Origin of the sequence: Methylomagnum ishizawai (genome assembly GCF_019670005.1) — a bacterium.
In the GTDB taxonomy this organism is placed as follows: domain Bacteria; phylum Pseudomonadota; class Gammaproteobacteria; order Methylococcales; family Methylococcaceae; genus Methylomagnum; species Methylomagnum ishizawai.
The window spans coordinates 39,100-61,989 of the sequence record NZ_AP019785.1 but is presented as its reverse complement, the minus strand read 5'-3'; the positions used below and the strand labels follow the sequence as shown (position 1 = coordinate 61,989).

At 62.9% G+C, this 22,890-nt stretch carries 21 protein-coding genes and 2 pseudogenes; 7 read left to right on the top strand and 16 right to left on the bottom strand.

The window, feature by feature from the left end:
* Window positions 1–74: 74 nt before the first annotated feature.
* From K5658_RS22030 to K5658_RS22015, 4 genes are all read right to left on the bottom strand, one after another.
* Window positions 75–1,118, bottom strand: a complete 1,044-nt coding sequence (locus K5658_RS22030) for an IS1595 family transposase (protein WP_425515886.1) — start codon at window positions 1,116–1,118, stop codon at window positions 75–77.
* A gap of 154 nt (window positions 1,119–1,272) precedes the next feature.
* Window positions 1,273–2,433: an IS4 family transposase gene (locus tag K5658_RS22025; protein ID WP_221063449.1), complete on the bottom strand. Its 1,161-nt coding sequence runs from the start codon at window positions 2,431–2,433 to the stop codon at window positions 1,273–1,275.
* Between the two features lie 656 nt (window positions 2,434–3,089).
* The gene (locus K5658_RS22020) at window positions 3,090–3,470 is read right to left on the bottom strand and encodes a transposase family protein (protein WP_221063574.1); all 381 of its coding nucleotides are present in this window, start codon (window positions 3,468–3,470) and stop codon (window positions 3,090–3,092) included.
* 29 nt (window positions 3,471–3,499) lie between these two features.
* Window positions 3,500–3,985 (bottom strand): helix-turn-helix domain-containing protein, encoded by a 486-nt coding sequence (locus tag K5658_RS22015; protein ID WP_221067333.1) that lies wholly within the window; start codon window positions 3,983–3,985, stop codon window positions 3,500–3,502.
* A 956-nt stretch (window positions 3,986–4,941) separates the two neighbouring features.
* Between K5658_RS22015 and K5658_RS22010 the strand changes: the two genes are divergently transcribed.
* Window positions 4,942–6,249 carry an NfeD family protein gene (locus K5658_RS22010; protein WP_246628700.1) on the top strand — a complete coding sequence of 436 codons (1,308 nt, stop codon included), beginning with the start codon at window positions 4,942–4,944 and terminating at the stop codon, window positions 6,247–6,249.
* Between the two features lie 3 nt (window positions 6,250–6,252).
* Window positions 6,253–7,011 carry a slipin family protein gene (locus K5658_RS22005; RefSeq protein WP_221067331.1) on the top strand — a complete coding sequence of 253 codons (759 nt, stop codon included), beginning with the start codon at window positions 6,253–6,255 and terminating at the stop codon, window positions 7,009–7,011.
* Between the two features lie 284 nt (window positions 7,012–7,295).
* Here the strand turns inward: K5658_RS22005 and K5658_RS22000 are convergent, their stop codons facing one another.
* From K5658_RS22000 to K5658_RS21975, 6 genes and pseudogenes are all read right to left on the bottom strand, one after another.
* Window positions 7,296–7,706, bottom strand: coding sequence for a lipocalin-like domain-containing protein (locus K5658_RS22000; RefSeq protein ID WP_221067330.1), 411 nt, complete (start codon window positions 7,704–7,706; stop codon window positions 7,296–7,298).
* Window positions 7,707–7,717: 11 nt separating this feature from the next.
* A complete protein-coding gene (locus tag K5658_RS21995; RefSeq protein ID WP_246628701.1) occupies window positions 7,718–8,281 on the bottom strand; it encodes a dioxygenase family protein in 564 nt (187 codons plus the stop codon).
* A 142-nt stretch (window positions 8,282–8,423) separates the two neighbouring features.
* A pseudogene (locus K5658_RS21990) lies at window positions 8,424–10,250 on the bottom strand (amidohydrolase); the annotation flags it as partial.
* Window positions 10,251–10,486: 236 nt separating this feature from the next.
* Window positions 10,487–11,110, bottom strand: a complete 624-nt coding sequence (gene ycaC / locus K5658_RS21985; RefSeq protein WP_221067329.1) for an isochorismate family cysteine hydrolase YcaC — start codon at window positions 11,108–11,110, stop codon at window positions 10,487–10,489.
* A 932-nt stretch (window positions 11,111–12,042) separates the two neighbouring features.
* On the bottom strand, window positions 12,043–13,059 hold the full coding sequence (locus K5658_RS21980; protein ID WP_221067328.1) for a ParB/RepB/Spo0J family partition protein: 1,017 nt from the start codon (window positions 13,057–13,059) through the stop codon (window positions 12,043–12,045).
* Window position 13,060: 1 nt separating this feature from the next.
* A complete protein-coding gene (locus K5658_RS21975) occupies window positions 13,061–14,341 on the bottom strand; it encodes an AAA family ATPase (RefSeq protein WP_246628699.1) in 1,281 nt (426 codons plus the stop codon).
* Between the two features lie 105 nt (window positions 14,342–14,446).
* On the opposite strand from K5658_RS21975, the gene K5658_RS21970 reads away from it, so the two are divergent.
* Together K5658_RS21970 and K5658_RS21965 are read left to right on the top strand one after the other, a co-directional pair.
* The gene (locus K5658_RS21970) at window positions 14,447–15,817 is read left to right on the top strand and encodes a transposase (protein WP_246628698.1); all 1,371 of its coding nucleotides are present in this window, start codon (window positions 14,447–14,449) and stop codon (window positions 15,815–15,817) included.
* Between the two features lie 43 nt (window positions 15,818–15,860).
* Window positions 15,861–16,061, top strand: a complete 201-nt coding sequence (locus K5658_RS21965) for a hypothetical protein (RefSeq protein WP_221067327.1) — start codon at window positions 15,861–15,863, stop codon at window positions 16,059–16,061.
* 244 nt (window positions 16,062–16,305) lie between these two features.
* On the opposite strand, the gene K5658_RS21960 is transcribed toward K5658_RS21965, so the two are convergent.
* The gene (locus K5658_RS21960; RefSeq protein WP_221067326.1) at window positions 16,306–16,548 is read right to left on the bottom strand and encodes a hypothetical protein; all 243 of its coding nucleotides are present in this window, start codon (window positions 16,546–16,548) and stop codon (window positions 16,306–16,308) included.
* A gap of 232 nt (window positions 16,549–16,780) precedes the next feature.
* Between K5658_RS21960 and tnpA the strand changes: the two are divergent.
* A pseudogene (tnpA, locus tag K5658_RS21955) lies at window positions 16,781–17,038 on the top strand (IS66 family insertion sequence element accessory protein TnpA); the annotation flags it as partial.
* Window positions 17,035–17,415 (top strand): IS66 family insertion sequence element accessory protein TnpB, encoded by a 381-nt coding sequence (gene tnpB / locus K5658_RS21950; RefSeq protein ID WP_425515958.1) that lies wholly within the window; start codon window positions 17,035–17,037, stop codon window positions 17,413–17,415. The pseudogene tnpA and the gene tnpB, both read left to right, overlap by 4 nt.
* A 207-nt stretch (window positions 17,416–17,622) precedes the next feature.
* Here the strand turns inward: tnpB and K5658_RS21945 are convergent, their stop codons facing one another.
* Genes K5658_RS21945 through K5658_RS21925 form a run of 5 tightly spaced genes read right to left on the bottom strand, consistent with a single transcriptional unit; the run spans window position 17,623 to window position 20,725 of the window.
* Complete coding sequence (locus tag K5658_RS21945) at window positions 17,623–18,309, bottom strand: protein-methionine-sulfoxide reductase heme-binding subunit MsrQ (protein WP_425515957.1); 687 nt, start codon at window positions 18,307–18,309, stop codon at window positions 17,623–17,625.
* Between the two features lie 2 nt (window positions 18,310–18,311).
* A complete protein-coding gene (locus K5658_RS21940; protein ID WP_221067323.1) occupies window positions 18,312–18,794 on the bottom strand; it encodes a DoxX family protein in 483 nt (160 codons plus the stop codon).
* Window positions 18,791–19,579, bottom strand: a complete 789-nt coding sequence (locus tag K5658_RS21935) for an HvfC/BufC N-terminal domain-containing protein (protein WP_221067322.1) — start codon at window positions 19,577–19,579, stop codon at window positions 18,791–18,793. Before K5658_RS21935 ends, K5658_RS21940 begins: the two co-directional genes overlap by 4 nt.
* On the bottom strand, window positions 19,563–20,450 hold the full coding sequence (bufB, locus tag K5658_RS21930) for an MNIO family bufferin maturase (protein ID WP_221067321.1): 888 nt from the start codon (window positions 20,448–20,450) through the stop codon (window positions 19,563–19,565). The genes K5658_RS21935 and bufB overlap by 17 nt, the downstream gene beginning before the upstream one ends.
* Window positions 20,450–20,725, bottom strand: coding sequence for a BufA1 family periplasmic bufferin-type metallophore (locus K5658_RS21925; RefSeq protein ID WP_221067320.1), 276 nt, complete (start codon window positions 20,723–20,725; stop codon window positions 20,450–20,452). The genes bufB and K5658_RS21925 overlap by 1 nt, the downstream gene beginning before the upstream one ends.
* 265 nt (window positions 20,726–20,990) lie before the next feature.
* Here K5658_RS21925 and K5658_RS21920 point away from each other — a divergent pair, with 265 nt between their 5' ends.
* The gene (locus K5658_RS21920; protein ID WP_221067319.1) at window positions 20,991–22,886 is read left to right on the top strand and encodes a sigma-54 interaction domain-containing protein; all 1,896 of its coding nucleotides are present in this window, start codon (window positions 20,991–20,993) and stop codon (window positions 22,884–22,886) included.
* Window positions 22,887–22,890: the final 4 nt, after the last annotated feature.

The window sequence follows — 22,890 nt, the reverse complement described above, 5'->3', positions numbered from 1 at the left end:
ATCAAAAACCGCCGGGTTAATACGTCGTTTTGAGCATTGAACTGTCAGGCATAAGCATGAGCTGGGCTCTCCACTTAACCGGAGTTTCTCCATGGGCGGTTTGCGGATGGGCGCTCGAGGCTCGGTGGATGTCCGTTTGCCCTCGGCGGGGTGGGCGCAACTTTACGTGGCCTCTGCGCGGCCATGATGTCCTTGTAGCGCACGGGGTCGTGGGCGACGGCGAGTTCAAGCACCCGGTAGAACACCATACCGCGACTCCGGGAACGGCGGCGGTTGAAGCGGAACACGAACTCGTTCAGGTAGCTTTCCAGGTGCGCCGGATCCACGGCGCCCTGGTGGGTGCCCAACAGCCAGCGCTTGACCAGCGAAGCGACCCGGTGCACTCCGGGCAGCAACTTGTCGGAGTCCCCGCCGCAGGCCCGGGTCGCCCGCTGGCTGCGGGGTTGATGGATGTAGCCGGATAGGTTCAGCCCGCAGTAGCCTTGCCAGCCGTCGGTGATGACCGTCGCCCCCGGCTCGACGGCCCCCCTGACGAAGGGGTGCAGGGAAGCCGCCGAGGCATCGGCCAACGGCTGCATCCGGCATCGACCGAACCCCTTCGGTTCCAGGACTTCCACGGCAATGCCGGTCAGTATCTTCTTGCCATGGGCGCGGCCGCCGGGCAGTCCCGCCTCCTGCCCGCCGATGTAGGTCTCATCCACCTCGACCCTGCCCCCGAGCCGATCCCGGCCCGGCCTCACGAGCGCGGACCGCAGTCGATGCAGCATGGCCCACGCAGTCTGGTAGGAGCCGATCGCCAGCGTCCGCTTCAGGCTCAATGCCATCCCATCCTTGCCGGTGGCGAACAGCCAACAAGCCGTGAACCAGACCGTCAATGGCGTGCGCGTGCGGTCGAAGATCGTGCCCGCAGTGACCGAGGTGCGGTCGGCGCAGCCGCCGCACATGAATCGACCATCGCCCAACCGCCAGCCACCCGGGAGGCCGCAGGCCGGACAGACAAAGCCCGTCGGCCATCGAAGCCATTCCAGGTAGTCCAAACAGTCGGCATCGGTTTGGAACCAAGCCTGGAACTCGCCCACGGACCGAGGGTAATGAACGCCCGCACGAGGATGATCCATCCCCTCATTTTACTCCGGTTAAGTGGAGAGCGCGGAGCATGAGAAGTTTGCTTATCTGGGGCTAAAAATCAAACGGGAACCATGAAGGATTATTGAAAACCTAAAAAGCATCATCACGGATGCCGACCGGAGGGACGGGGCCAATGCTGTTGAATTAACCGCTGGCGATGCGTTTGGACTTATCGACCTGCCATTTGCTGACGGGCTTTTTACAGACCCGTGGCTGCGGGGGCTTGGCGGTTCTAGGGCGGTAATAGCGTACCCGCGCGATCTCGTCGAGGAGTTCGCCGAAGACGAGCAGCGCCAGTTCGGGGTATCGTGGCGACAGGACGAAGGCCTCCCCGGGCAGTGTGATCATGGTGTTCTTGAACTGTGGCTGGGCGTCGATGGCGGGGTCCGGGTGCGGCGCGAGGGACATCAATATCCGGGAGATGACGGCCATGGTCAGGATGGCGAAGAGTTCCTGGCGGACGCCGTTCTCGGTGCGGGTATGGAAAGTCTCGATGTCCAGCGAAGATTTTTCGTCACGGTAATGGACCTCCAGTTCCCAGCGGCGGAAGTAGAGGCCGGTGACGGCGTGGGCGGGGAAGCGGTTTCCATCCACGAGGTTGGTGATGAGCACGGAAAGTTCGCCGTCCGGGCCGACCAGGCGGATGGCGCGGACGGCGACGGGATCGGACCGGGGCGGCGTCAGGGTGAGGAGTTCCTCGGTCCGGCCGGATTGGGCGAAGGCCTCCACGGCGGCGAAGGTGCCGGAAGCCGGGCAGCGCATCAGCCAGTAGCCGCGATAGTTCCGGGTTAGGTGGTCGATGAGGTCGTGGCCGGGGTAGCCCCGGTCGAACAGGATGACGCCGCCGGGCGGGATGTGGGGGAGCAGGGCCTTGGCCTCCTCCCGCTCGTCGGCCCGCGCCATCGGCTGGACGGTCCGGGCGATGGGTATCCGGCGGAACACGTCGTGGGCGGTCGAAACCAGGCAGAGCGGATAATGCCCCCGGCCCGGCCGGTCCAGCCCGCCGTCGGGGTCGAAGGCGGCCCTCAACTCGGCGGAGGCGGGCAGGCGGTACTTGGAGCCGTCGATGGCGAACACGGACAAGCCCATCCAGGTATCCCCCTCGGCACGCGGCCAGGCCTCGTAGGCCAGCCGCACCGCGTCGTGGTGCAGTTGCTCGAAGGCCCGCCAGGACAGGTGGGCGCGCGCCTTGGTCACGGTGCTGCGATGGACGGCCCCGGCTTCGGGCCATAGCCCGCTCCGGCGGGCCGGGCGGAAGAATGCGCCCGCCTTGCCGTCCACGCCCTGGCTCTTGCCGCTGGCCACCAGCGACAGAAGGAAAACGGTGAGGACGGGAAGGGTCAGCTTGCCCCGCCGGACAAAGGCCTTGGGGGAAAGGACAAAGTCCCGAGAGGAGAGGCAACCGGGGATGAGTTGCAGGAGGGCGTCCAGGACGGCGGCATGCTGCGGGGGATTTTAATAACTTGCGCCATGGCTCACAGACCCTTTCAACCAAATGGCGGGAATTGTGTGCAAGACAGGGATAATTCAACAACATTGAGCCCTGCCCCGTCCGCTGCACGGGGGTCCGGCCTTTTTACAATATATCAGTAGGGCTTTCCCCGCATATACCAAGCCCCCCTCGAAGTGGATTATGGATTCTGCCTCTAACCGTCCCTCTACGGTCACGTGGAGCACGCAAGGATGCGTGGGAGGGCATAAGGAAAAAAACCGACCCAGGTTCCTGGGTCGGCCTTTTTTTATAGAAGTGGCCCCCGGTTGTTTGAACAGGAGACATTATTAAAAACCAAATTGTTACGTAGATTCACAAACTCATGCTGAAATCCGGCATGGCAAACGTCTCAACCATCATCAGATGGCCTATCTGTGAATCAGGATGTGAACCCATAGATTCTGGTTATCTATGGCCGAAGAATGACCGGACTAAAGGCCGATATGACTATTATTCCGTTTCCTGGCGCTCAGTAGGAAACGCGGCGCTGATAACTCCTGAAGTTATGTAGCGCACAGGCCAGTTCCATCACATCGTCGTCGTATCCTGACAAGGTATTACGGAACACGTCCTTCACAATCCGGCAACGTTTCACCCCGGCGATCACATGCTCAACAACGACTCTGATACTGGAAATCAGGCGGTTGTTTTCCTTTTCTTCATCCGTGAGTTCCCCGCCGCGCGGTTTCTTCTTGGGTTGATGGATATTCACCCCTTCCATTTCGTGGCCTTGAAACCCGGTGTCCCGGTAAAGATCGCTGCCTTCCGGCAAGAGGATACCCTCCTCGTCGCAGATTTTCTTATCATGCTTCTTCCCTTCGTGGGTTCCGCTCAACCCCTTGATTTGCATATCTTCCAGACCGGCAACCAGGTTGTTCTTCAGGGTGTGGGCTTTTTTTTACCGCTATAAAATCCCCTTTCCGCATCCGCGTTGGAGGGCCGGACAATACGCCTTTCGGTGCCGTCTATGCCGTAGTCTTGAGGATGTTCCTGGTTGAGTCTTTCCAACATTTCATCGGTTAACCTTGGCGGGACAAAACCGCCTTCCTGCAAGGCAAGTTTGAGTATATGGCTGAACTGATGGATCAGAATATTGGCGGCCCCCTGGCTAATACCAAAGGAATAGGCAATGACTTCCTGGAGCGGGTAGGTTTTCAGGTAGAAAAGGATGAAAAGCAGGCGATCCTCCATGGTTTTCAGCGCATGGGGTCGTCCTTCCTTGCCGGGATTCCTCTCGCTTTGCTTGGTGAACTCGTTCCAATGCCTTCCGAATAAGACGCATAGCTCAGAAAACTCTTGGACCGTCAAACTCGTCAAGCTGAGAAACGTCCTTTCATCTTGTTTTGCAGTTTCGTATGAAAACATATCACGTAATTAAAAATATTTATTTTTATGATACCAACTAAGTTAGTGGTTTTTAATAATGTCTAATGTCTATTGGGTTAATCTTTGATTCAGGATCGGTATCATAGACTGTTCGCCAATCCAGATTCATTCAAGCTTTGCGGAGGAATAACCGGTGCCCAGCGTTGAACGCCATACCACGGCCTCTATGATCCAGCCCCGCGATGTGCGGGCTGTGGAGGACGAATCCCCGCTGGATCGGCCATGGTGGGCTTCCGGCAATTTGCTTGAGAATCGCCCGTTTTTCGCGCCCCCGGTAAATGATGGCTTTCCAGATTATGCCGCCTATGGCGGCCAAGATTAGGATATTCCGATGAAAACCCGATTGCTTGGATTTGCCCTGGTGTTATTGATATCCTTGCAAGGCTGCTATGCGTATGGCCCTTATGGCGGTGGATATCGCTACAATCACCCAGCCCCTTACGCCGGTTACCCTGTCTATAACGGATTTGGGTATGGTTCCAGATATGCTGATCACGCATATCCACGCCAGCATTTGGGCTATGGGTGGGGCGGTGGCCAGGGCCATGGCGGAGGGCCGGGATGGGGTGGCGGTCAGGGCCATGGCGGTGGCCGGGGATGGGGTGGCCACCATGGTCACGGTTAGCGCCCGCCAGACGATCACTCGATAACGATAAATACGGCGTTGTTAGCGCGGCGTAAACCCAATAGCGGACCGTCCTCCGGGTTTTCGGATGCGTTACGGCAATCCTCGACGGTTTTGAGCCAGTGCGTACAGACCCGGCGGAATATTCGGCGTATAAGCATTCCCAGCCTTCACAAGCTATCGCGCATTGATGGCCGGAGAACGAGCGGTGGATATTCCTCAAGCGTTTCCAGGGTTGGGCGGGATGAGAATGCCCCGGCGACGGATTTGGGCCTTCTTGCTGTGGGCCATCGCTTGCCCGTGGTGGACGATGGCTTTCGCGAACGAGCCCGCCCCCACGCCGTCCGTGATCCAACTGGCGCTCGAAGGACCGATAGGCCCGGCCAGCGCCGACCATGTCGCCCGCTCATTGGATTACGGGATCGAGCGGAAAGCCTCCCTGGTCCTGCTCCGCATTGACACGCCCGGCGGGCTGGATACCGCGATGCGCGGGATCATCAAGAAAATCCTCGCCTCGCCCATCCCCGTGGCGGCCTATGTCGCCCCCGGCGGGGCCCGCGCGGCCAGCGCCGGGGTCTACATCCTCTACGCCAGCCACATCGCGGCGATGGCCCCGGCTACCCATCTCGGGGCCGCCACCCCCGTTCAAATCCCCATGCCCGGCGCCCAGGATGGCGATGGGGCGCGCCCACAGGGCAAAGGCGGCATCCCGGAACCCGGCACGGTCATGGCAAGGAAGATGACCAACGACGCCGTCGCTTATATCCGGGGCTTGGCGATGCTGCGGGGCCGCAACGCGGATTGGGCGGAAAAGGCGGTCAGGGAATCGGCCAGCCTGCCCGCGGAAGAAGCCTTGAAGGCGAAGGCCATCGACCTCCTGGCCGTCGATGTCCACGACCTTTTGAACAAGCTCGATGGCCGCACGGTGGATGTCTTGGGCCGGCCGGTCAAGCTGGGCCTCGCGGGCGCGAAGATCGAAGCCCTCGAACCCGACTGGCGCAACCGGTTCTTGGCCGCCATCGCCAATCCCGATGTCGCCTATGTTCTGATGCTGCTGGGCCTCTATGGGCTGATGCTGGAGTTCTACCATCCCGGCACGGCCGCGCCGGGCACCGTCGGCGCGATCTGCCTGTTGCTGGCGCTCTACGCCTTCGAGGCGCTGTCGGTCGATTACGCCGGCCTGGGCTTGATGCTGCTGGGACTGGGCTTGATGACCGCCGAAGCTTTCGCGCCGAGCTTCGGGATATTGGGCATCGGGGGCGTGGCCGCGTTCGTGTTCGGCTCGGTCCTCCTGATGGATAGCGGGATTCCGGGATCCGCACCGAGCCCGGCCCTAATCACGGCTTTCGCCATCGGCAGCGCCATCTTTTGCATCGTGGTCACCAGGATGGTCCTGGGCGCGCGCAAAAAGCCGGTGGTGTCGGGCCGCGAGCAACTCATCGGCGGCCAGGGGACCGCCATGGAGGATTTCACCCGCCAAGGCCGGGTGTGGATCCATGGCGAAGCGTGGATGGCCCTGACCGAACACCCCCTGGACCAGGGGCAAAAGGTCCGGGTGGAGGGCATCGAAGGCCTGACCCTCATCGTCACGCCCTTATCCGACGAAACAGGAGGATGAACCATGTTTTTCGATGTATTCCCCATGCTGTTGGTGGCGCTGATCGCCGTCCTGGTCAGCGGTGTCCGGATCCTGCGCGAATACGAGCGCGGCGTGGTGTTCCTCCTGGGCCGGTTCCACAAGGTCAAAGGGCCGGGCCTGATCTTCATCGTTCCGCTCGTCCAACAGATGGTGAAGGTGGACCTGCGCACCATCGTGATGGACGTGCCGACCCAGGACGTGATCTCGCGGGACAACGTGTCGGTCAAGGTCAGCGCCATCGTGTTTTTCCGGGTGATCGACCCGGAGAAGGCCGTGATCCAGGTCGAGCATTACTACGACGCGACCAGCCAGATGGCCCAAACCACCCTGCGCTCGGTGCTGGGGCAACACGAGTTGGACGAAATGCTGGCCGAGCGGGATAGGCTCAACGCGGATATCCAAGCGATCCTGGACCAGCAGACCGAAGCCTGGGGCATCAAGGTCTCCAACGTGGAGATCAAGCAGATGGATTTGAACGAAACCATGGTCCGCGCCATCGCCCGGCAGGCCGAGGCCGAACGGGAACGCCGCGCCAAGGTCATCCACGCCGAGGGCGAATTGCAGGCCTCCGAGAAATTGGTGGAGGCCGCGCGGACCCTGGCCCGCTCGCCCCGGGCCATCCAACTGCGCTACCTGCAAACCCTGACCGAGATCGCCGGGGATAAATCCAACACCATCGTTTTCCCCTTGCCCATGGACATGCTGGAATCCATCGGCGTCGGCGTTAAAAAGCCGGAATAGGCGGGCCGTGTGGGCTCGCCGTCGCGGGCGGTGCGCGAAACGGTGACCGGTCCGGGCCTTTCCCCTGGTGGAGTTACGCCCATTTGGCCCATTCGGAGGGAGGACAAGCATGTCTTTTGACCGCTTGAGAGGCCCACGGCCAACAAGCCGATGGGGCGCAGGTTGGCCCGGAAATCCCGCCAGGACGTGAAATAGGCGGCGGCCCAAAGCATGGCCATCAGGAGCAGGATGATGATCTCAAGCCGGCGCAGGTCGTCCATGCGTTCCCGTTCCGCCCCCCGGGGTTATCCATCCCGCGCCGGGACGTAGAGCCGCCGCCACAGGATTTCGCGATGGGTTCCGTCCACCGGCGTCAGCCACAGGAGGTCGCCCTCGAACCGATACCGTCGTTCGAGGATCGCCAGCGGATCGCCGGGGAACAGCCGCCCCTCCACGAAATGGCGGACCCCTTGCCTTCCGGCGTCGATTTCATAGCGACCGAAGTAGGCCAGATAATCCCGCCGGAGTTGTTCCAAGCCCCTGGCCCCGCTTCTGGATTTCCGGCTGATCCGCACCGCCATGATGCCGACGTCGGCATAGTGGATGTAGCCCAGCGCGTCTTCCCCATAGGGGTATTCCCGGTTCCCCTCCGCATTGATGCGGAGGGAGTGAACCGGCCGCCAGGTGCCGACGATCCTCTGGGCGATATCCTCCATGGCGGCGCTCCCTAGGCGGGGATCGGGGCTTTCGGCATTTTCGAGATCCCCCGCCCGAGCGGGAAATCATAGGCGAGATGGAAACGGCCCCCTTCCTTTTTGAAATCCCCGGCCATGTTCCGGCCCGCCGTGAACACGGCGTCGTCGCCGAGGGTCATATCCCCTTCGACGAAGACCTGGGTGACGAGCGTCTCGTAGCCGGGGGCCGACACGATGAAGTGGATGTGCGCGGGCCGGTCCGGCGGACGTTGGGCGGCCCGCAACAACTCGCCCACCGGCCCATCGGTCGGCACCGGATAGGCGGTCGGCATCAGCGCGGTCAGTTCGTAGCCGCCGCCTTCGTCGGTCCGGAACCGGCCACGCAGGTTGTAGTCCGGCTGCCGTTCGTCCTGGTTCTCGTACAGCCCATTGGGCGCGGCTTGCCAGGTATCGAGCACCGCGCCCGCGATGGGGGCGCGATTCCCGCGGTCGAACACCCTTCCCGAAATCCGCACCCGCGCCCCCGGGGTCTCCTCGCTGGCGATGGAAGCGCCTTGGGCGCGGAACGGCGCGTCGGCGCGGAAGAAGGGTCCCACCAGCGCGGAGCCCACGGGCTGGCCCGGCCCCCCGTGGTTGAGCGCTTCGATCAGCTGGCTGATCCCGATCACGTCGGCCAGTCAAGAGGAACTCGTTGCGTTCGGGGCCGGTGACCGCCGCCATCCTGCCCATGAAATCCCAGGCGAACTCCCATTCCTCGTCCGTCGGCTCCATCTCCTTGACGCAGGCGTGCAGGTGCCGGATCAGCAGCGAAACGATCTCCCTGAGCCGGGGGTTTTCGATATGGGAATAAGCGTTCAGCACTTTCGCGGTGAACGCCCGGTCGGCGGTGTCATCCATAAATCCCTCCTTCGTGCCCGGACCCCTGCGGCGTCCATCATTCCTATGCGTGCTTAGAAAGCCAAGCAGTCGCAGCCCAAGCTCCACGGCCCGGATTTGCCCAGCACCCAGCGATGCGCGTCCGCCGGGGGCATGGACAGGGCCGCGCGGTGGGTGCCGCGCCCGCGCCCCGTCCGTCCGCGCATATCCGCCATAGGCCCGCACCGGCGACCAATCGGGGCTGACCGGCAACGGCGGCGGCCCCAACGGTTCGAACTCGTCCGCGCCATAGACGATCCGCCCATCGACGACCGTCAGCACCGATTCGAGCCGCTTGATCTCTTCTTCGGGGATCGAGAAATAATCGGCGGACAACACCGCCAAATCGGCCAGTTGCCCCGGTGCCAGCGCGCCCTTCTTGCCTTCCTCGGCGGAGAACCAACCGCTCCCGGCCGTGTACAGGCGGAGCGCTTCCGCGCGGTCGAGCCGGTTGCTTTCCGGGTAGAGCGCCAGGCCCCCGACGGTCTTGCCCGTGATCAGCCAGTACAGGACGACGAACGGGTTGTAGCTGGAGACGCGGGTGGCGTCCGTGCCCGCGCCGACGGGGACGCCCAGTTCCAGCATCCGCCGGATGGGGGGCGTGCGGCGGGCTTGGTGTTCGCCATAGCGGGCCACGAAATACTTGCCCTGGAACGCCATCCGGTCCTGCACGGCGATGCCGCCGCCCAGCGCCTTGACGCGCTCGATGTTGCGGTCGGAGATCGTCTCGCAATGGTCGAAGAACCAGTGCAGCCCCCCGAAGGGCACGTCGCGGTTCACGGCCTCGTAGACGTCCAGAGCGCGGCCGACCGTCTCGTCGTAGGTGGCGTGCAGGCGGAACGGCCAACGCCGTTCGACGAGGTGGCGGACCACCGCGCCGAGTTCCTCCTCCATGACCGGCACCAGGTCGGGCCGGGGTTCGAGGAAATCCTCGAAATCCGCCGCCGAATAAACGAGCATCTCGCCCGCGCCGTTCATCCGGTAGAAATCGTCGCCCGCGCCGGGCCGGGCCGTCCGCGTCCATCGCGCGAAGTCGGCCAGTTCCCGCCGGGGGCTTTGGGTAAACAGGTTGTAGGCGAAGCGCACGGTCAATTCGCCCCGCGCGTGCAGTTCCTCGATCACGGCGTAATCGTCGGGATAGTTCTGGAAGCCGCCGCCCGCGTCGATGACGCTGGTCAGCCCGAAGCGGTTGAGTTCGCGCATGAACTGGCGGGTCGAGTTGATCTGGTCCTCATGGCACAGCCGGGGGCCTTGGGCGAGCGTGGCGTAGAGGACCATGGCGTTCGGGCGGGCGATGAGCAGCCCGGTCGGGTTGCCCCGCCGGTCCCGCTGGATCTCGCCGCCCGGCGGGTCGGGCGTGTCCTTCGCGTAGCCGACGGCGCGCAGGGCCGCGCCGTTGAGCAGGGCGCGGTCGTAGAGGTGCAGCACGAACACCGGGGTGTCGGGCGCGGCCCGGTTGATCTCGTCCAGGGTCGGCATCCGGCGTTCGGCGAACTGGAATTCCGTCCACCCGCCGATGACCCGGACCCATTGCGGGGGCGGTGTCCGCGCCGCTTGCTCCTTCAGCCTGAGCAGCGCGTCCGCGAGCGAGGGCAGGCCATCCCAGCGCAATTCCAGGTTGTAGTTCAGGCCGCCCCGGATCGGGTGCATGTGGGAATCGTTGAGGCCGGGAATCACGGTGCGCCCGCCGAGGTCGATCACGCGGGTCTCCGGTCCCCGGTACGCCATGATGGCCGGATCGCTGTCCACGGCGACGAAGCGGTTCCCCTGGATCGCGACCGCCGTCGCGCCGGGGGATCGCCGGTCCGGGGTCGCCATCCGGCCATTGTGCAGGATAAGCGCGGCGTGTTGGTTTTCCGGGCCGGGTTCGGGATGGGTCATGGCCGTCATCGCCGCGCCGAATAGCTCGTCATGAGGTTCCGATAGGCCGGGATATGGTCGGAGAGCAGGTTCCCCAAGCCGTCGATGTCGTTGCGCCAATCCCGGTGGAGTTCGCACGCCACGCCGAACCAGTTCATCAACTGGGCACCGGCCCCCGCCATCCGCGCCCAGGCGGCGTGGCGGACCGCCTCGTTGAAGGTGCCGGAGGCGTCGGTCACCACGAAAACCTCGTAGCCCTCCCCGAGCGCGGACAAGGCGGGAAAGGCGACGCACACCTCGGTGACGATCCCCGCGATGAGGAGTTGCCCGCGGCCGGTCGCCTTCACCGCCTCGACGAAATCCCCGTTGTCCCAGGCGTTGATCTGGCCGGGACGGGCGATGTACGGCGCTTCGGGGAACAGCGCCCGCAGTTCCGGGACCAGGGGGCCGTTGGGTCCGTCCTCGAAACTGGTGGTGAGGACCGTGGGAAGCCCGAAGAACTTGGCGAGGTCGGCGAGGGCCAGCACATTGTTCTTGAACTCGCCGGGCGAAAAATCCTGCACCAGGGACATGAGGCCCGACTGGTGGTCGACGAGCAGGAGGGCCGCGTCGTCCTTGGAAAGGCGGACATAGGGCTTCGAGTTAATCATGGCGTCGCTCCTTCGACCGTCGGTAGATGTCGGTTTTGAGCGGGGCGGGGCGGTATGGTTCCTCCCGCCGGAGCCGGTGCGGACCCCGCCGGGTGCGTCCGCTTACAAGGTGTAGGTTTTTTCATGTCGCCCCCGTGAGTTCATGTCGCTCACGCCTACGGATGGAGCCCACCACGAAACCTGTGGTGATGGGTCGTCGGTGCAAGCCGGGGAGGATCGCTTTCACCGAATTGCCTCTACGAGTGGCTCAACCGTATGGATCGGTCCTGGACGGCATGTTCCCCAAGATCCAGCGACTGGCGGTGCGGCTCGGGGCCGAGATCAGCTTCGAGGACGAGGTCCGGCTCTCCGTCCGGTCAGGGAGGACCTTGCAACCTCAGGGGCCAGCGCCCGGAAGTTCCAGCGGCCAAGGGCCGGGGCGGTGGCAACGCTCTCGCCGTATTGACGGCGCTGGTAAGGCTGTGGCCGGGTCTTTTCGGCGTGATGACCGCTGTCTGGCACGACTCGCCTGCCGCACGATGCTTTCGGAGCCCGGGAACTCTGGGCGGCCACCTCTCAGGAACAGGTGCCGGGCGTTATGGCAGCCTTCGTTCCTACACCTAGATTGGCGGATCGAAGATTCAAGACTGGGGAGCGACCGATAGGTAGTCACTTTGTTTCCCGATGGTCGGGATCGGTCATTTCCCCGGGCAGGGCCAAACCACGCCCAGTTTGGGATGCGTGTTTTTTCCAGCCAGATCGAGCGAGTCAAGATTTCAATTCACTGGTCTTCATGGAGTCTTGGCGCGACAACCAATCGCGCCTGAATAAAATCAACGATTTCTAGTAAACCACTTATTAATTAATGACTTACAGCGGAATTGCAAATTGCAATTTCCGACCATCGGCGGCCGCAGCACAGGATATCGATAACCCACCACGGAACGAGGCCATCAATCTAAGCGGATATGCGCGATGATCGCCTCCCGGCATTTCGCGATGATTTCATCCTGGCTAGCGCCGCTCCTGAGGTTGATTTTGAGATCGATATGGTTACGCCCATCCCGCGTCACGGTGATCAATCGGTCGCCGGTGTTGTCGGCGGCAAAGGTTCCCAATACCCGATTAGCTGTGACGGGCTTTTTAACACTCCGGGTTAGCTTGGCCATGACCTGGACACCGTTCAACGGGGTTGCGCCCGACCCCAACAGCGCGGCCTGTTCGGCCTGGATTTCCAGGGCAGCGGCGAGCAGGTTATCCCGCGTTTTAGGATTGCTGTAGTACGGCTTCAGCTTCATGGCGTGGATCACCCGGAGTTCAGTAATATCCGGAAACGCCTTGACGATGTCCTCGGGCATGCGTGCCAAGTCCAGCAGCCTGCTGAGCCAACTCGGAGAAACTTCCAACCGGTCGGCCATATCCTGTTGGGACCGGTAATACAAGTCGATGGCTTTTTGATAATCGACCGCCCGCTCATAGTCGCAAATATCCTTGCGGTGTCGGTTTTCCGAATCGCTGATCCGGAACGCCTGTTCATCGGTCAGATTTTGAACATCGATCAGGAACTTGTACTGCGTGTAATTATTGGCGCGTAACCAGGAAATAGCCCAATGCCGCCGCGCACCGCAGATTACTTCATATTTATGGCGCTCATCGCCTTCTAACACACGCACGATGGCCGGGGTGTGTTGACCGCCATGGGCCTTGATGCCCTCGATCAAATCCTGGCACCTTTCCTCGTTCAAAAGATCGTAACGCCGATTATGGCGCTCCCACATGCGGCATTGCTCGGGTTCGACCCAGCGCATGGCCTTGGAAACGATTTCGCCGGCCAATATCTGGCCAATCCGGTTCTGCCGCTCCGTTAGGCGCTTGGGAGGAACCCGCAGATTTGTTGGCTCGGCATCGGCACCTTGCTCGTCGCGGGTCTCCCCGATCTTGCCGAAAAAATCCTTATTACCCTTGGCCATGTCAAACTACCCCCTCTCGCCTGAGTATCTTTTGATGGCTCGCCCAGGTTTTCCGGATCAAGAGTTCTATTTCACCGCAGACCGCGTTCAGATGGGCTAGGCAACGATTGTAGGTTTCCTTCGAGGTTTGGGCGCGCTCCAATTCGAACACGGTCATCAACCGCGCGTTAGCGTTGTCGATCTCCGCAGAATCCTTCATCTGGCTATCCAGAATGTACATCTCATAAACAGAACGCATGATCTTGCTGATCTCGGTATGGGCGGATTTATTGTCGTTGACCTTGCTGGCCACGACCCGCAGGAACTTATAGCTGGCATGCAGGCCGTGTTTTTCCAGGATTCCCAACGACTCGACGAGCATGGTGAAGAAATGGGTAGTGGAACTGAAATCCACCGTGGACGGGGGAACCGGAACGATCATGGCATTGGCCGCCCTAAGCACGCTCAGAGAGATCATGCCCAGCGCCGGCGGGGGATCGATGATGACCACATCGTACCGGTGCTTGATGCTATCGATGCCTTCCCGCAGCCGGTTCAGCGCCAAGGGATTACCGTGGATCTCCGCCGCCAAGGCATACTCGGCGTCGTAGAGTGCGAGGTTGGAGGGAATCAGATCAAGGCCGTCCCAATAGGTGGGATTCACCGCGTAGGAAAGATCCTCCAGATGGCCCTCGCGGGTCAGGTAGGGCAGAAGGGTGTCACCGTCATCCAAATCGGAGTCGGGATTGAACCCGAAAATGGTGGTGGTCGAAGCCTGTGAATCGCAATCCACGACGCAGACGCGATAGCCTTGTTGCGCCAGATATTGGGCCAGATGGCAACTGATAGTCGATTTGCCCACGCCCCCCTTGAAGTTCTGCACCGCCAGCACAATGGGTTCGTCCTGATCGCTGCGCCAAGGCCGGGTTCCGAAATAGCCCCTCATGGCATTGATGTCTTCAAGGGTATATCCAGTTCGGCGACCTTTGGGATCAATGTCCGGCTCACGGAGCCTGCCATGTTTTTCCGCCTCCCGGATGGCCGTATCGGTACGGCCCACCAGTTTTGCGGTTTCGGTCATGTTGTAGCGACGCTTGAGAAATTTCTCGGAGTTGGGTTCGAAAGCAACGGCCCTGATCTTGGCAACAATATCATGCGAACGCCTTTCGATTTCCCGGATAGCTTCCATGCCAATGCCCTCATCGAGAGGAGGGATGAAATTATCGTATGCGGATTTGCCCATGGAAGAACTTCCAGAATCAGCCAGAATTTGATGTTCTTCTAGTTTATACTCGATGATCAAGTTTTTCCGGCTTGACGGCATCGGTGAAAATGAGCGTTTGCGCCCAGAGGAGCCGCCGCCATTTTCACCACGCCCCTGCCATTCATCGAGGTTTACGTAGAAGCATTGGATCAGGCGGTCAGGGCGGGGACGCCCGGCCGGAAGCTGAGCGGGGCGCAGCGGGCTTGGCTGAAGTTCTGCCTGATGGGCGTGTTGCTGACCAACACGGTGTGTTGGAAAGCCTTCGAGCGGGCGGGACTGGGCGGCTACCGGGCGGGGGCGCTGTCGTGGATGTTCAGGCATTCGAAAGTGGCGTGGGACGGGCTGTTGCGGGCCAGTGTGGTCCTGGTGCTGCGCCAGCACGGGATCACGGAAGGCGTGCTGGTGGCGGACGACAGCGACCACCGGCGGGCCAAGCGGACGGGGCGCATCTGGAAGGCGCACAAGGTCTTCGACAAGAAGACCGGCGGGTACTTCAACGGGCAGTGCCTGGTGTTCCTGGTGTTGGTCACGCCGAAGCTCACGGTGCCGGTGGGCTTCCGCTTCCATGAACCCGACCCGAAACGCAGCGCGTGGCGGCGCGAGGATCGTCGGCTCAAGCGGGCGGGCGTGCGGAAGGCGGACCGTCCGGCGGCACCCGTGCCCGATCCGGCCTACCCCGGCAAGGCCGAGCAGGCGCTGGACCTGATCGGGGAGTTCCGGCGGCATCATCCGGACATCCGGGTGAAGGCGGTGGTCGCCGACGCTTGGTTCGGCACCCAGGGGTTCCTGGACGGGGCGTCCCGGCTCTGCGGGCAGGTCCAGGCGGTCAGCCAGCTGCGGAACAACCAGAACATCCGGTTCCGGGGGCGGGACGGGTCCTTGACCGATTATTTCCGGGCCTATCCCGGCGTGCCCCAGCGGGTGGCGGTGCGCGGCGGAAAGGAGGTCGAGGTCGTCGTCGGCAGCGCCCGGCTCCACGTCAACGCGCACGCCCGCAAGCGCTTCGTCGTCGCCCTGAAGTATCCGGGCGAAACGGAATACCGCTTCCTGGTCGCCACGGACCTGAGTTGGCGCACCCTGGACATCGTCGCAGCCTATACGCTGAGGTGGCTTGCGGAGGTTTTCTTCGAGGACTGGAAGCTCTATGAAGGATGGGGGCAGATGGCCAAACAGCCCGGCGAGGAGGGGTCAAGCCGAAGCCTGGCCCTGAGCCTGCTGCTAGACCACGCCCTCCTCCTTCACCCCGAGCAACGCGCCCGCCTGGAAAACCATCTGCCCGCGTGTACCGTGGGCAGCCTGCGGCAGTTCTGCCAAGGGGAAGCATTGCTGGAATTCGTCCGAAGCGTGCTCGCCGCCGAGAATATCGCCGAGCGCCTGGAGCAATTGGCGGAAAAGGTCAAGACATGGTTTCCCTTGGCACCCTCGGGCAAGCACATGAGCGGACGCGACCTGGGCCGCCAACAACCCTCGCCGTCGCTGAAATACCGGGCAGCGCAGATGGCCACCGCCGGATAAACCCGGCTTGCCCGGTGTCAACCGCTAAAAACTTGAAGATCGAGTGAAAGAAAAAGGGGTACTGGCGGCTTGGCGCAAGAGTGTCTTGACTGGTTCGCGCGGAAAAGTGCTCGACATTACCTACTACCTGACAGCATCACCCGAATTCGTTAAGGAAGTAAAAGCAGCTAATAAGCGTCAGGCCGAAATCGCCGCCGCCGCTCTCTGCAAGACCTTGCCCCGATCAGAATTCTATAAATCTTAGCCTTGCCACCCTGTGGATAACCCAAGGCATCCTGTGGATAACTTAGAGAGGTTTTCGGGGCGGGTCGGGAGGTTTTCGAGGCGGCTGAGCCTTTATTAGGGAGGTTTTCGGGGCGGGTCAGAACATTTTTTATTTATAAGCAACTGATTTTAATAGTAAAAAAAGAGATTTGCATTCGTTTATCCTTTTATCTAATCCTTTTAATTTATCCTTGCACTCGGAGCTACAACCCAGGGCAACCGCATCAAGCGAGGGGTTGAATTCCGAAAATATGTTGTCGGTATTCGTCGTTCCATCCGGCCAGTAATCGCCGGTTCTTGATGCCCGCCTTGGTGGTTTTGTCCTGCCGGAACAGGTTGAGGACGATGCGGCGCAGGATCGCGAAGTTCTCCGCCGAGTTGCCCTCGCACATCCGGGCCTGGTCCTCGCCGAAGGCGATATCCAAACACCAATGCAGGCCGTGGCGAGTAGGCCGGAGGAATTTCACCCCCGACCTCTCACAGAACGGTGCGTGAACTTCTCGATTCACACCGCTCCCATCAAGCAAACGCGCCAGCCATCTTTCTTTGCCAATGCACGAAGAGGTGAGGCTGTTTCGTAAGCCTCCAATCCTCCAACACAACATGGACGCCCGGGTTAAACCGCGACACCCTTGGGCCTTTTGTTGGAGGAGCGGGATGAAGAAGCGGGATTTGCCGGAGGTCTAAGTCGAGGCGTGGAGGAAGAGCGGGTTGAGCCAGGCCGAGTATTGCCGCCAACGGGGCGTGAACCCCAAAACATTCTCGGGCTGGGTGAAGCGGGAAGCCTCCGCCGGGGAGTCGGCCAGCCTTGAATTGATTCCCGTCCGGGTGGCCCCGGCCGCCACCGCCGTGGAAGTGCCGGCCCTGGTCCTGCGGGTGGCCCAGGATGTCCGGTTGGAGATTCCCGCGACGGTATCGGCGCGCTGGATGGCGGAGTTGCTGCGGGGCCTGGCGTGATCCGGCGTCCGGAACACCTCTGGCTGGTGGTCGATCCGGTGGACATGAGGCGTGGCATCGACGGGCTGTCGGCCCATGTCCAGCACCGGCTGGGCCGGTCGCCGTGTTCCGGCGGGGGGTTCATCTTCCGGAACAAGGCTGGCACGCGTCTGAAACTGCTGGTGTGGGACGGGAACGGGGTGTGGCTGTGCCAGCGGCGGTTGCACCGGGGCGGGTTCGCGTGGCCGGCACCGGGCGAGGCGGTGTTCGCGTTGACGCCGGCGCAGTGGGAATGGTCGGTGGCGGGGGTGGACTGGCGGCGCCTGTCGGCCACGCCGCCGACGGATTGGCAAGATCTTGTGGCCCGAGCCGTCGAAGGTTATAAAGCCCACCTTTGAATTGGCTGCCTCACTTCATCGGACCATTCCACCAAGGAAATACCATTCATACCCTCGGCCATGGTCGACATTCGGTTCCAGCCAACGCGCTGAGCGAACGACCGCTTTCAGGAATGTATCCTGGTTGATTTAATATCCCGGAAGCGATTCCAACTGTTGTTACCCATCAAGTCCCGGAGCCACGGGTATACTCCGTTGAGCGGCCCTTCACATGGGTTCCTTGGATGCCCCTCGGCTGCTGGCCCATCGCGGCCCCATCAGGCCCCACTTTGGAAACGGGGTGTAATCCAGCCGCGCGAGTAGGGATGCCGATAGGATCGCGGCGAATCCGGCGGGTTCGCCGAGGTCCTTCTTGACCAGCCACCAGAAATGGACCACGCCGCAAACGGCGATCAGGTACACGCAACGGTGCAGGCGCTTCCAGCGCTGGCCGCCGAGCCTTCGGACCATGCCGTCGGTCGAGGTCGCGGCCAGCGGTACCAGCATGACGAAAGCGGCGGAACCCACGGTGATATAGGGCCGCTTGACGATATCGGCCAGGATTTCCGTCCAGGCGAAGAACTGATCCAGCGCCAAATAGGTGGCGAGGTGCAGGCAGGCATAGAAGAACGCGAACAAGCCCAGCATCCTCCGGAACCGGCCCAGCCAAGACCAGCCGGACAGCTTCCGCGCGGGCGTCACGGCCAGGCCGATCATCAGGAAAGCCAGGGTCCACCAGCCAGTGTCGCGGGTGATCTTCTCGATGGGATTGGCTCCCAAGGCATCCGCTGCGCCTGCCCAGACCAGATCGACCAGGGGCAGCAAGCTCAACCAGAAAGCCAATATTTTCGCGCCGCGCAGCCATCCCTTGGATGGGTTGCGCCCTGTCGATACGCTCATCCGACGAGGTTCCATACTCAACCCTCCGCCAGCCAGCGCCGCCGGATCAGATGATCCAGGGAAACCGTCCCCGGCCCGTGCAGCAGACTGACCAGCAGCATTAGCCCCCAGACTTTGTGCTGTTCGAGACCGGCGGCCCCGAGGTCGGAATAGGACAGCACCGCCACCCCGTTGAAGACCCACAGCGCGAAGGCCGCGAACCTTGCGCCCAGCCCCAAGGCCAACAACACGGGGAATACCAGTTCGGCGCAAGTGCCGGCGTAGGCGGCGAGTTCCGGCGGCAACAACGGCACGGCATACTCGTTCTCGAACAGGTAAAGCGTGCTGTCCCAGGACTGGACCTTGGTCAGGCCGGACACCCAGAAGGCCCAGGCCACCCACAACCGCAGCAATAAATCGCCCACCGGGGCGGCGGCATTCAACCAGCCGCCCCAGCGATGCGAGAGGAACCGCCAGCGGTTTGATCCGGGGGCGGAGATGGGAGTGGCATAGTCGATCATGGCGATACTCCAAGGGGTTGGCAGGGATGGCAAAACACGTTCAAGCTCAGCAGCCGGGCGAGGCTGGCCGCGAAGTCGAAGCCGGGTTCGGCCCGGAGGCCCGCCGCGCAGGCGTCCTCCAAGCCGCCAGACCGCACCAGGCGATCCAGGCAGGCGAACTCGCCCGCCGAGAGCGGATGCAGGACCACGTCCGGCCCGTCGCGCAGGACCAGCACCCGGCAGCCGGTTTCCCGGTAAAGGTCTAGGCCCGGATCGCCGGGATAACCGGGCTGGTTGACATGGAAGATGTGCAGCACCGGCCAGGCCGAAGCCAGGAGCCGGGCGCTGGGGTGCAGGTGGAGATGAAGTCCGGCTTGCTGTTCCGGCGACAGCGCCGCGAGGTCGGCCAGCCCGAACACCCCGGCGTCCGCCGCGTGGAATGCCTCATGCCAAGCCCATTCCAGCCGCGCCACATCCGGCAGATAAGGCAGGGGGCGGGCCGGGGCGAACGCTTCGATGCTGTCGGCGAATTCCGCCCCGTAATCCAGCAGGCAACCGCTACGCGGTGGAGATTCGGCCACGAACCGCCGGGCCAGGGCGTCGAAGAATTCCGTGCCGACCAACCGGTGGACCACCGGGAAACCGTCCCGCAAAGCCTCGGCCAGCCCGAGGAAGGTGTTGTTCCGGTAAATGGCGAGGCGCCGTTCCGCCGCGAGGCCGTTCTCGCGTATCCACGGCAGCAGGCCGGTATCCTGCCCGAACACGGCGGCGGAAAAGCCGCGTTGGATTTCAGGCAGCGACGGCATGATCGGCCTCCTCCAGCAACCGCTGCGCCCGCGCGGCCTCGGCGACGAGTTCGGCGAGGGGCGGCAGCTTCGCATCCCATTCGATCAAGCTGGGTTTCGGCCCGAAGGCCGCCAGCGCCCCGGCGTACAGTGCCCAGACCGCCGGGCAAACGGGCTGGTCATGGGTATCGATGAGGATTTCCCCGTCGGGGAAGCGCTGCCGGGTATGCCCGGCCAGATGCAGTTCCTCCACTAAGCCGCCGGAAATGCCCCGCAAATATTGGCGGGCATCCCAGCCGTGGTTCTGGCAGGAGACATAGACGTTGTTTACATCGAGCAGGATGCCCGCCCCGGACCGGCGGGCGGCTTCCGTCAGGAACTCCCATTCCGGCAGGGTCGAATGCGCGTATTCCAGATAGCTGGAGGGATTCTCGATGAGCAGCCGCCGCCCAAGGCATTCCTGAGCCTGGACCAGCCGCGCCACCACATGGTCCAGCGCCGCTTCCGTGTACGGCAGGGGCAGCAGGTCGTTGTGGAAGCGCCCGCCGAACGAGCCCCAGGACAGATGCTCCGACACCAATCCCGGCTCGATCCGTTCGATCAAGCCCTTGAGGCGGGCGAGATGGCGCGAATCCAAGGGATCGCTGGACCCGAGCGACATCCCTACGCCGTGCAGGCTGATGGGATAGTCCGCCCGGAACTTTTCCAGCGTGGCCAGCGGCGTCCCGCCCGCGCCGAAATAGTTTTCGCTGTGCACTTCCAGCCAGCCCACGGCGGGGGCGGCCTCCGCCGCCTCCCGGTAGTGGTCGGCGCGGAGGCCGATTCCGGCCACGGCCGGAATCGCGCCCTGGGCGCGGCACAGGGATTGAGCCGACTGCGCCACGGCGGCCATTACTTGCCGCCGCCCTGGGGCGCTTCCAGGGAACCGCCCACGATCCGCTCGCAAGTGCCCTTGGGCACAACGAGAAAGGCGTCCTTCTGGCCGTCTTCCATGGAATGGCCCGCGCAGGCGTTGGACAGGGTTTTGCAGTCGTTCTTGCCGGATTTGACGACGCCGTAGCATTTCTCGCCATCGGCCTTCTTTTCGGCGGCTTGGGCGTTGCCCGCCAGACCCAAGGCGACGACGGCGGCTAGGGTGGAAGTCACGAAGGTTTTGCTGTTGCTCATGGTGTTCTCCATTGAATTGAGGTTGTGGTTTGATCGCGCAGCGGTTGGCTGCGACACGGGATATAGGGCGAAAGCCGTGCCAAACCCGGCCAAAAGGAGAAATTTTTAGGGATAACAATGGCTTGGAGTATGGATGGCGGCGTGGTGGGAAATCGGCCCGGCAGTGAAGGCCACCAATAGTGGTGGGTGGCCGTCATAGTTGGCGGGGAAGCTTGGTGGGATCGGGGTAAGATTCAAGGCCGAGCTTCCACCGGAACCCCTCCCCATGTCCGACACCGCCCCTCCCGCTTCCGACCGGGCGTTTCCCGGCCTCCACGGCGACGCCGCCGAACTCGCCGCCCTGCACGCCCTGGTCGAAGGCACCGCCCAGGCCATCGGCGAGGATTTCTTCCGCGCCCTGGTCGGCAACCTGGCCCTGGCCACCGGAACCTCCGGCGCTTTCGTCGCCGAATTCGCCGGGGACAAAACCCGGGTCCGCGCACTGGCGTTCTGGATGGACGGGGAATTCCTGGCCGACCAGGAATGGGAACTGGCCGACACGCCCTGTGAAATCGTCCTGAGCGGCGAGTTCTGCCATTACCCGGCGGGAGTTTCGCGCCAGTTCCCGAAAGAGGAAGGCGTCGAGAGCTATCTGGGCGTGCCGCTGCGCGATGCCGATGGCGAAATACTCGGCCATTTGGCGGTGTTCGACCGGCGGGAAATGCCCACCGAACCCCGCTTGCTCTACACCTTCCAGATTTTCGCCGCCCGCGCCGCCGCCGAACTGGCCCGCCTCAGGGCCATGCAGCGCCTACGGGAAAGCGAGGAGCGCTTCCGCGATTTGTTCGAGGAAGCGCCCATCGCCTATGTCCACGAGGATTTGGATTCCCGCTTCGTCAGCGCCAACCAGGCGGCACAGCGCATCCTGGGGCTTAAACCGGAAGAAGTGCCGGGCTTCGTCGGCCTGTCCCTGGTCCCGGACGAACCCGAGGCCCAGCGCCGGGCGGAAGACGCCTTCGCCGCCATCGAGCGCGGCAGCGATACCGGCGGCGTGGTGTTGGAATTGCGGCGCAAGGACGATGGCCGACCGGTTTGGATCCAGTGGTGGTCGCGGCCCGACCCCGAGGGCCGCTATACCCGGACCATGTTCATCGACATCACCGACCGGGTGCTGATGGAGCGGGAACAGGCCCGGCTCCAGGCCCAGAACCGCTACCTGCGGGAGGAATTGCGGGAAGCCCATGGCTTCGAGGATATCGTCGGCCAAAGCCCGGCGATCCGCGCCCTGCTCGGCCATGTCCGCAAGGTGGCGGGCACCGACACCTCGGTGCTGATCCAAGGCGAATCCGGCACCGGCAAGGAATTGGTAGCCCGTGCCATCCACGCTGCCAGCCCCCGGCGCGACAAGCCGATGGTCAAGCTCAACTGTGCGGCCCTGCCCACGGGCCTGGTCGAAAGCGAGTTGTTCGGCCACGAGAAAGGCGCGTTCACCGGGGCCATCGCCCGCCGGGTCGGGCGTTTCGAACTGGCCGACGGCGGCACCCTGTTCCTCGACGAAATCGGCGAACTGCCGCTGGATGTGCAGGCCAAGCTGCTGCGGGTATTGCAGGAGCGCGAATTCGACCGGGTCGGCGGCAAGGCGCCGGTCAAGGTCGATGTGCGGGTGATCGCCGCTACCAACCGCGACCTGCTCGGGGCGGTCGCCGACAAGACCTTCCGCGACGACCTGTACTACCGGCTGAATGTGTTCCCGGTCTCGACCCCGCCGCTGCGGGAACGGCCCGAGGATATCCCCTTGCTGGTCCAGTTCATGATCGACAAGTTCGCGCCCCGCCTGGGCCGCCGGATCGGCGGCATCGGCGCGGCTTCCCTGCGGCGGCTCCAAGCCTATCGCTGGCCGGGCAACATCCGCGAACTGGAGAACGTGATCGAGCGGGCCATCATCCTCGCCGAGGGGCCGCAGTTGGACATCGGCCCGGACCTGCTGCCGACCGCCGTCCCGGCCACGGTCCCAGCCGAACCCGAGCGCGGGCTATCGCTGGAGGCGGTCGAGCGCGACCATATCGCCGCCGTGCTCAAGGAGGTCGGCGGCGTCATCGAAGGACCGGCCGGGGCGGCCAAGGCCCTGGGCTTGCATCCCAGCACCCTGCGTTACCGCATGAAGAAGTTGGGACTGCGATAGACGG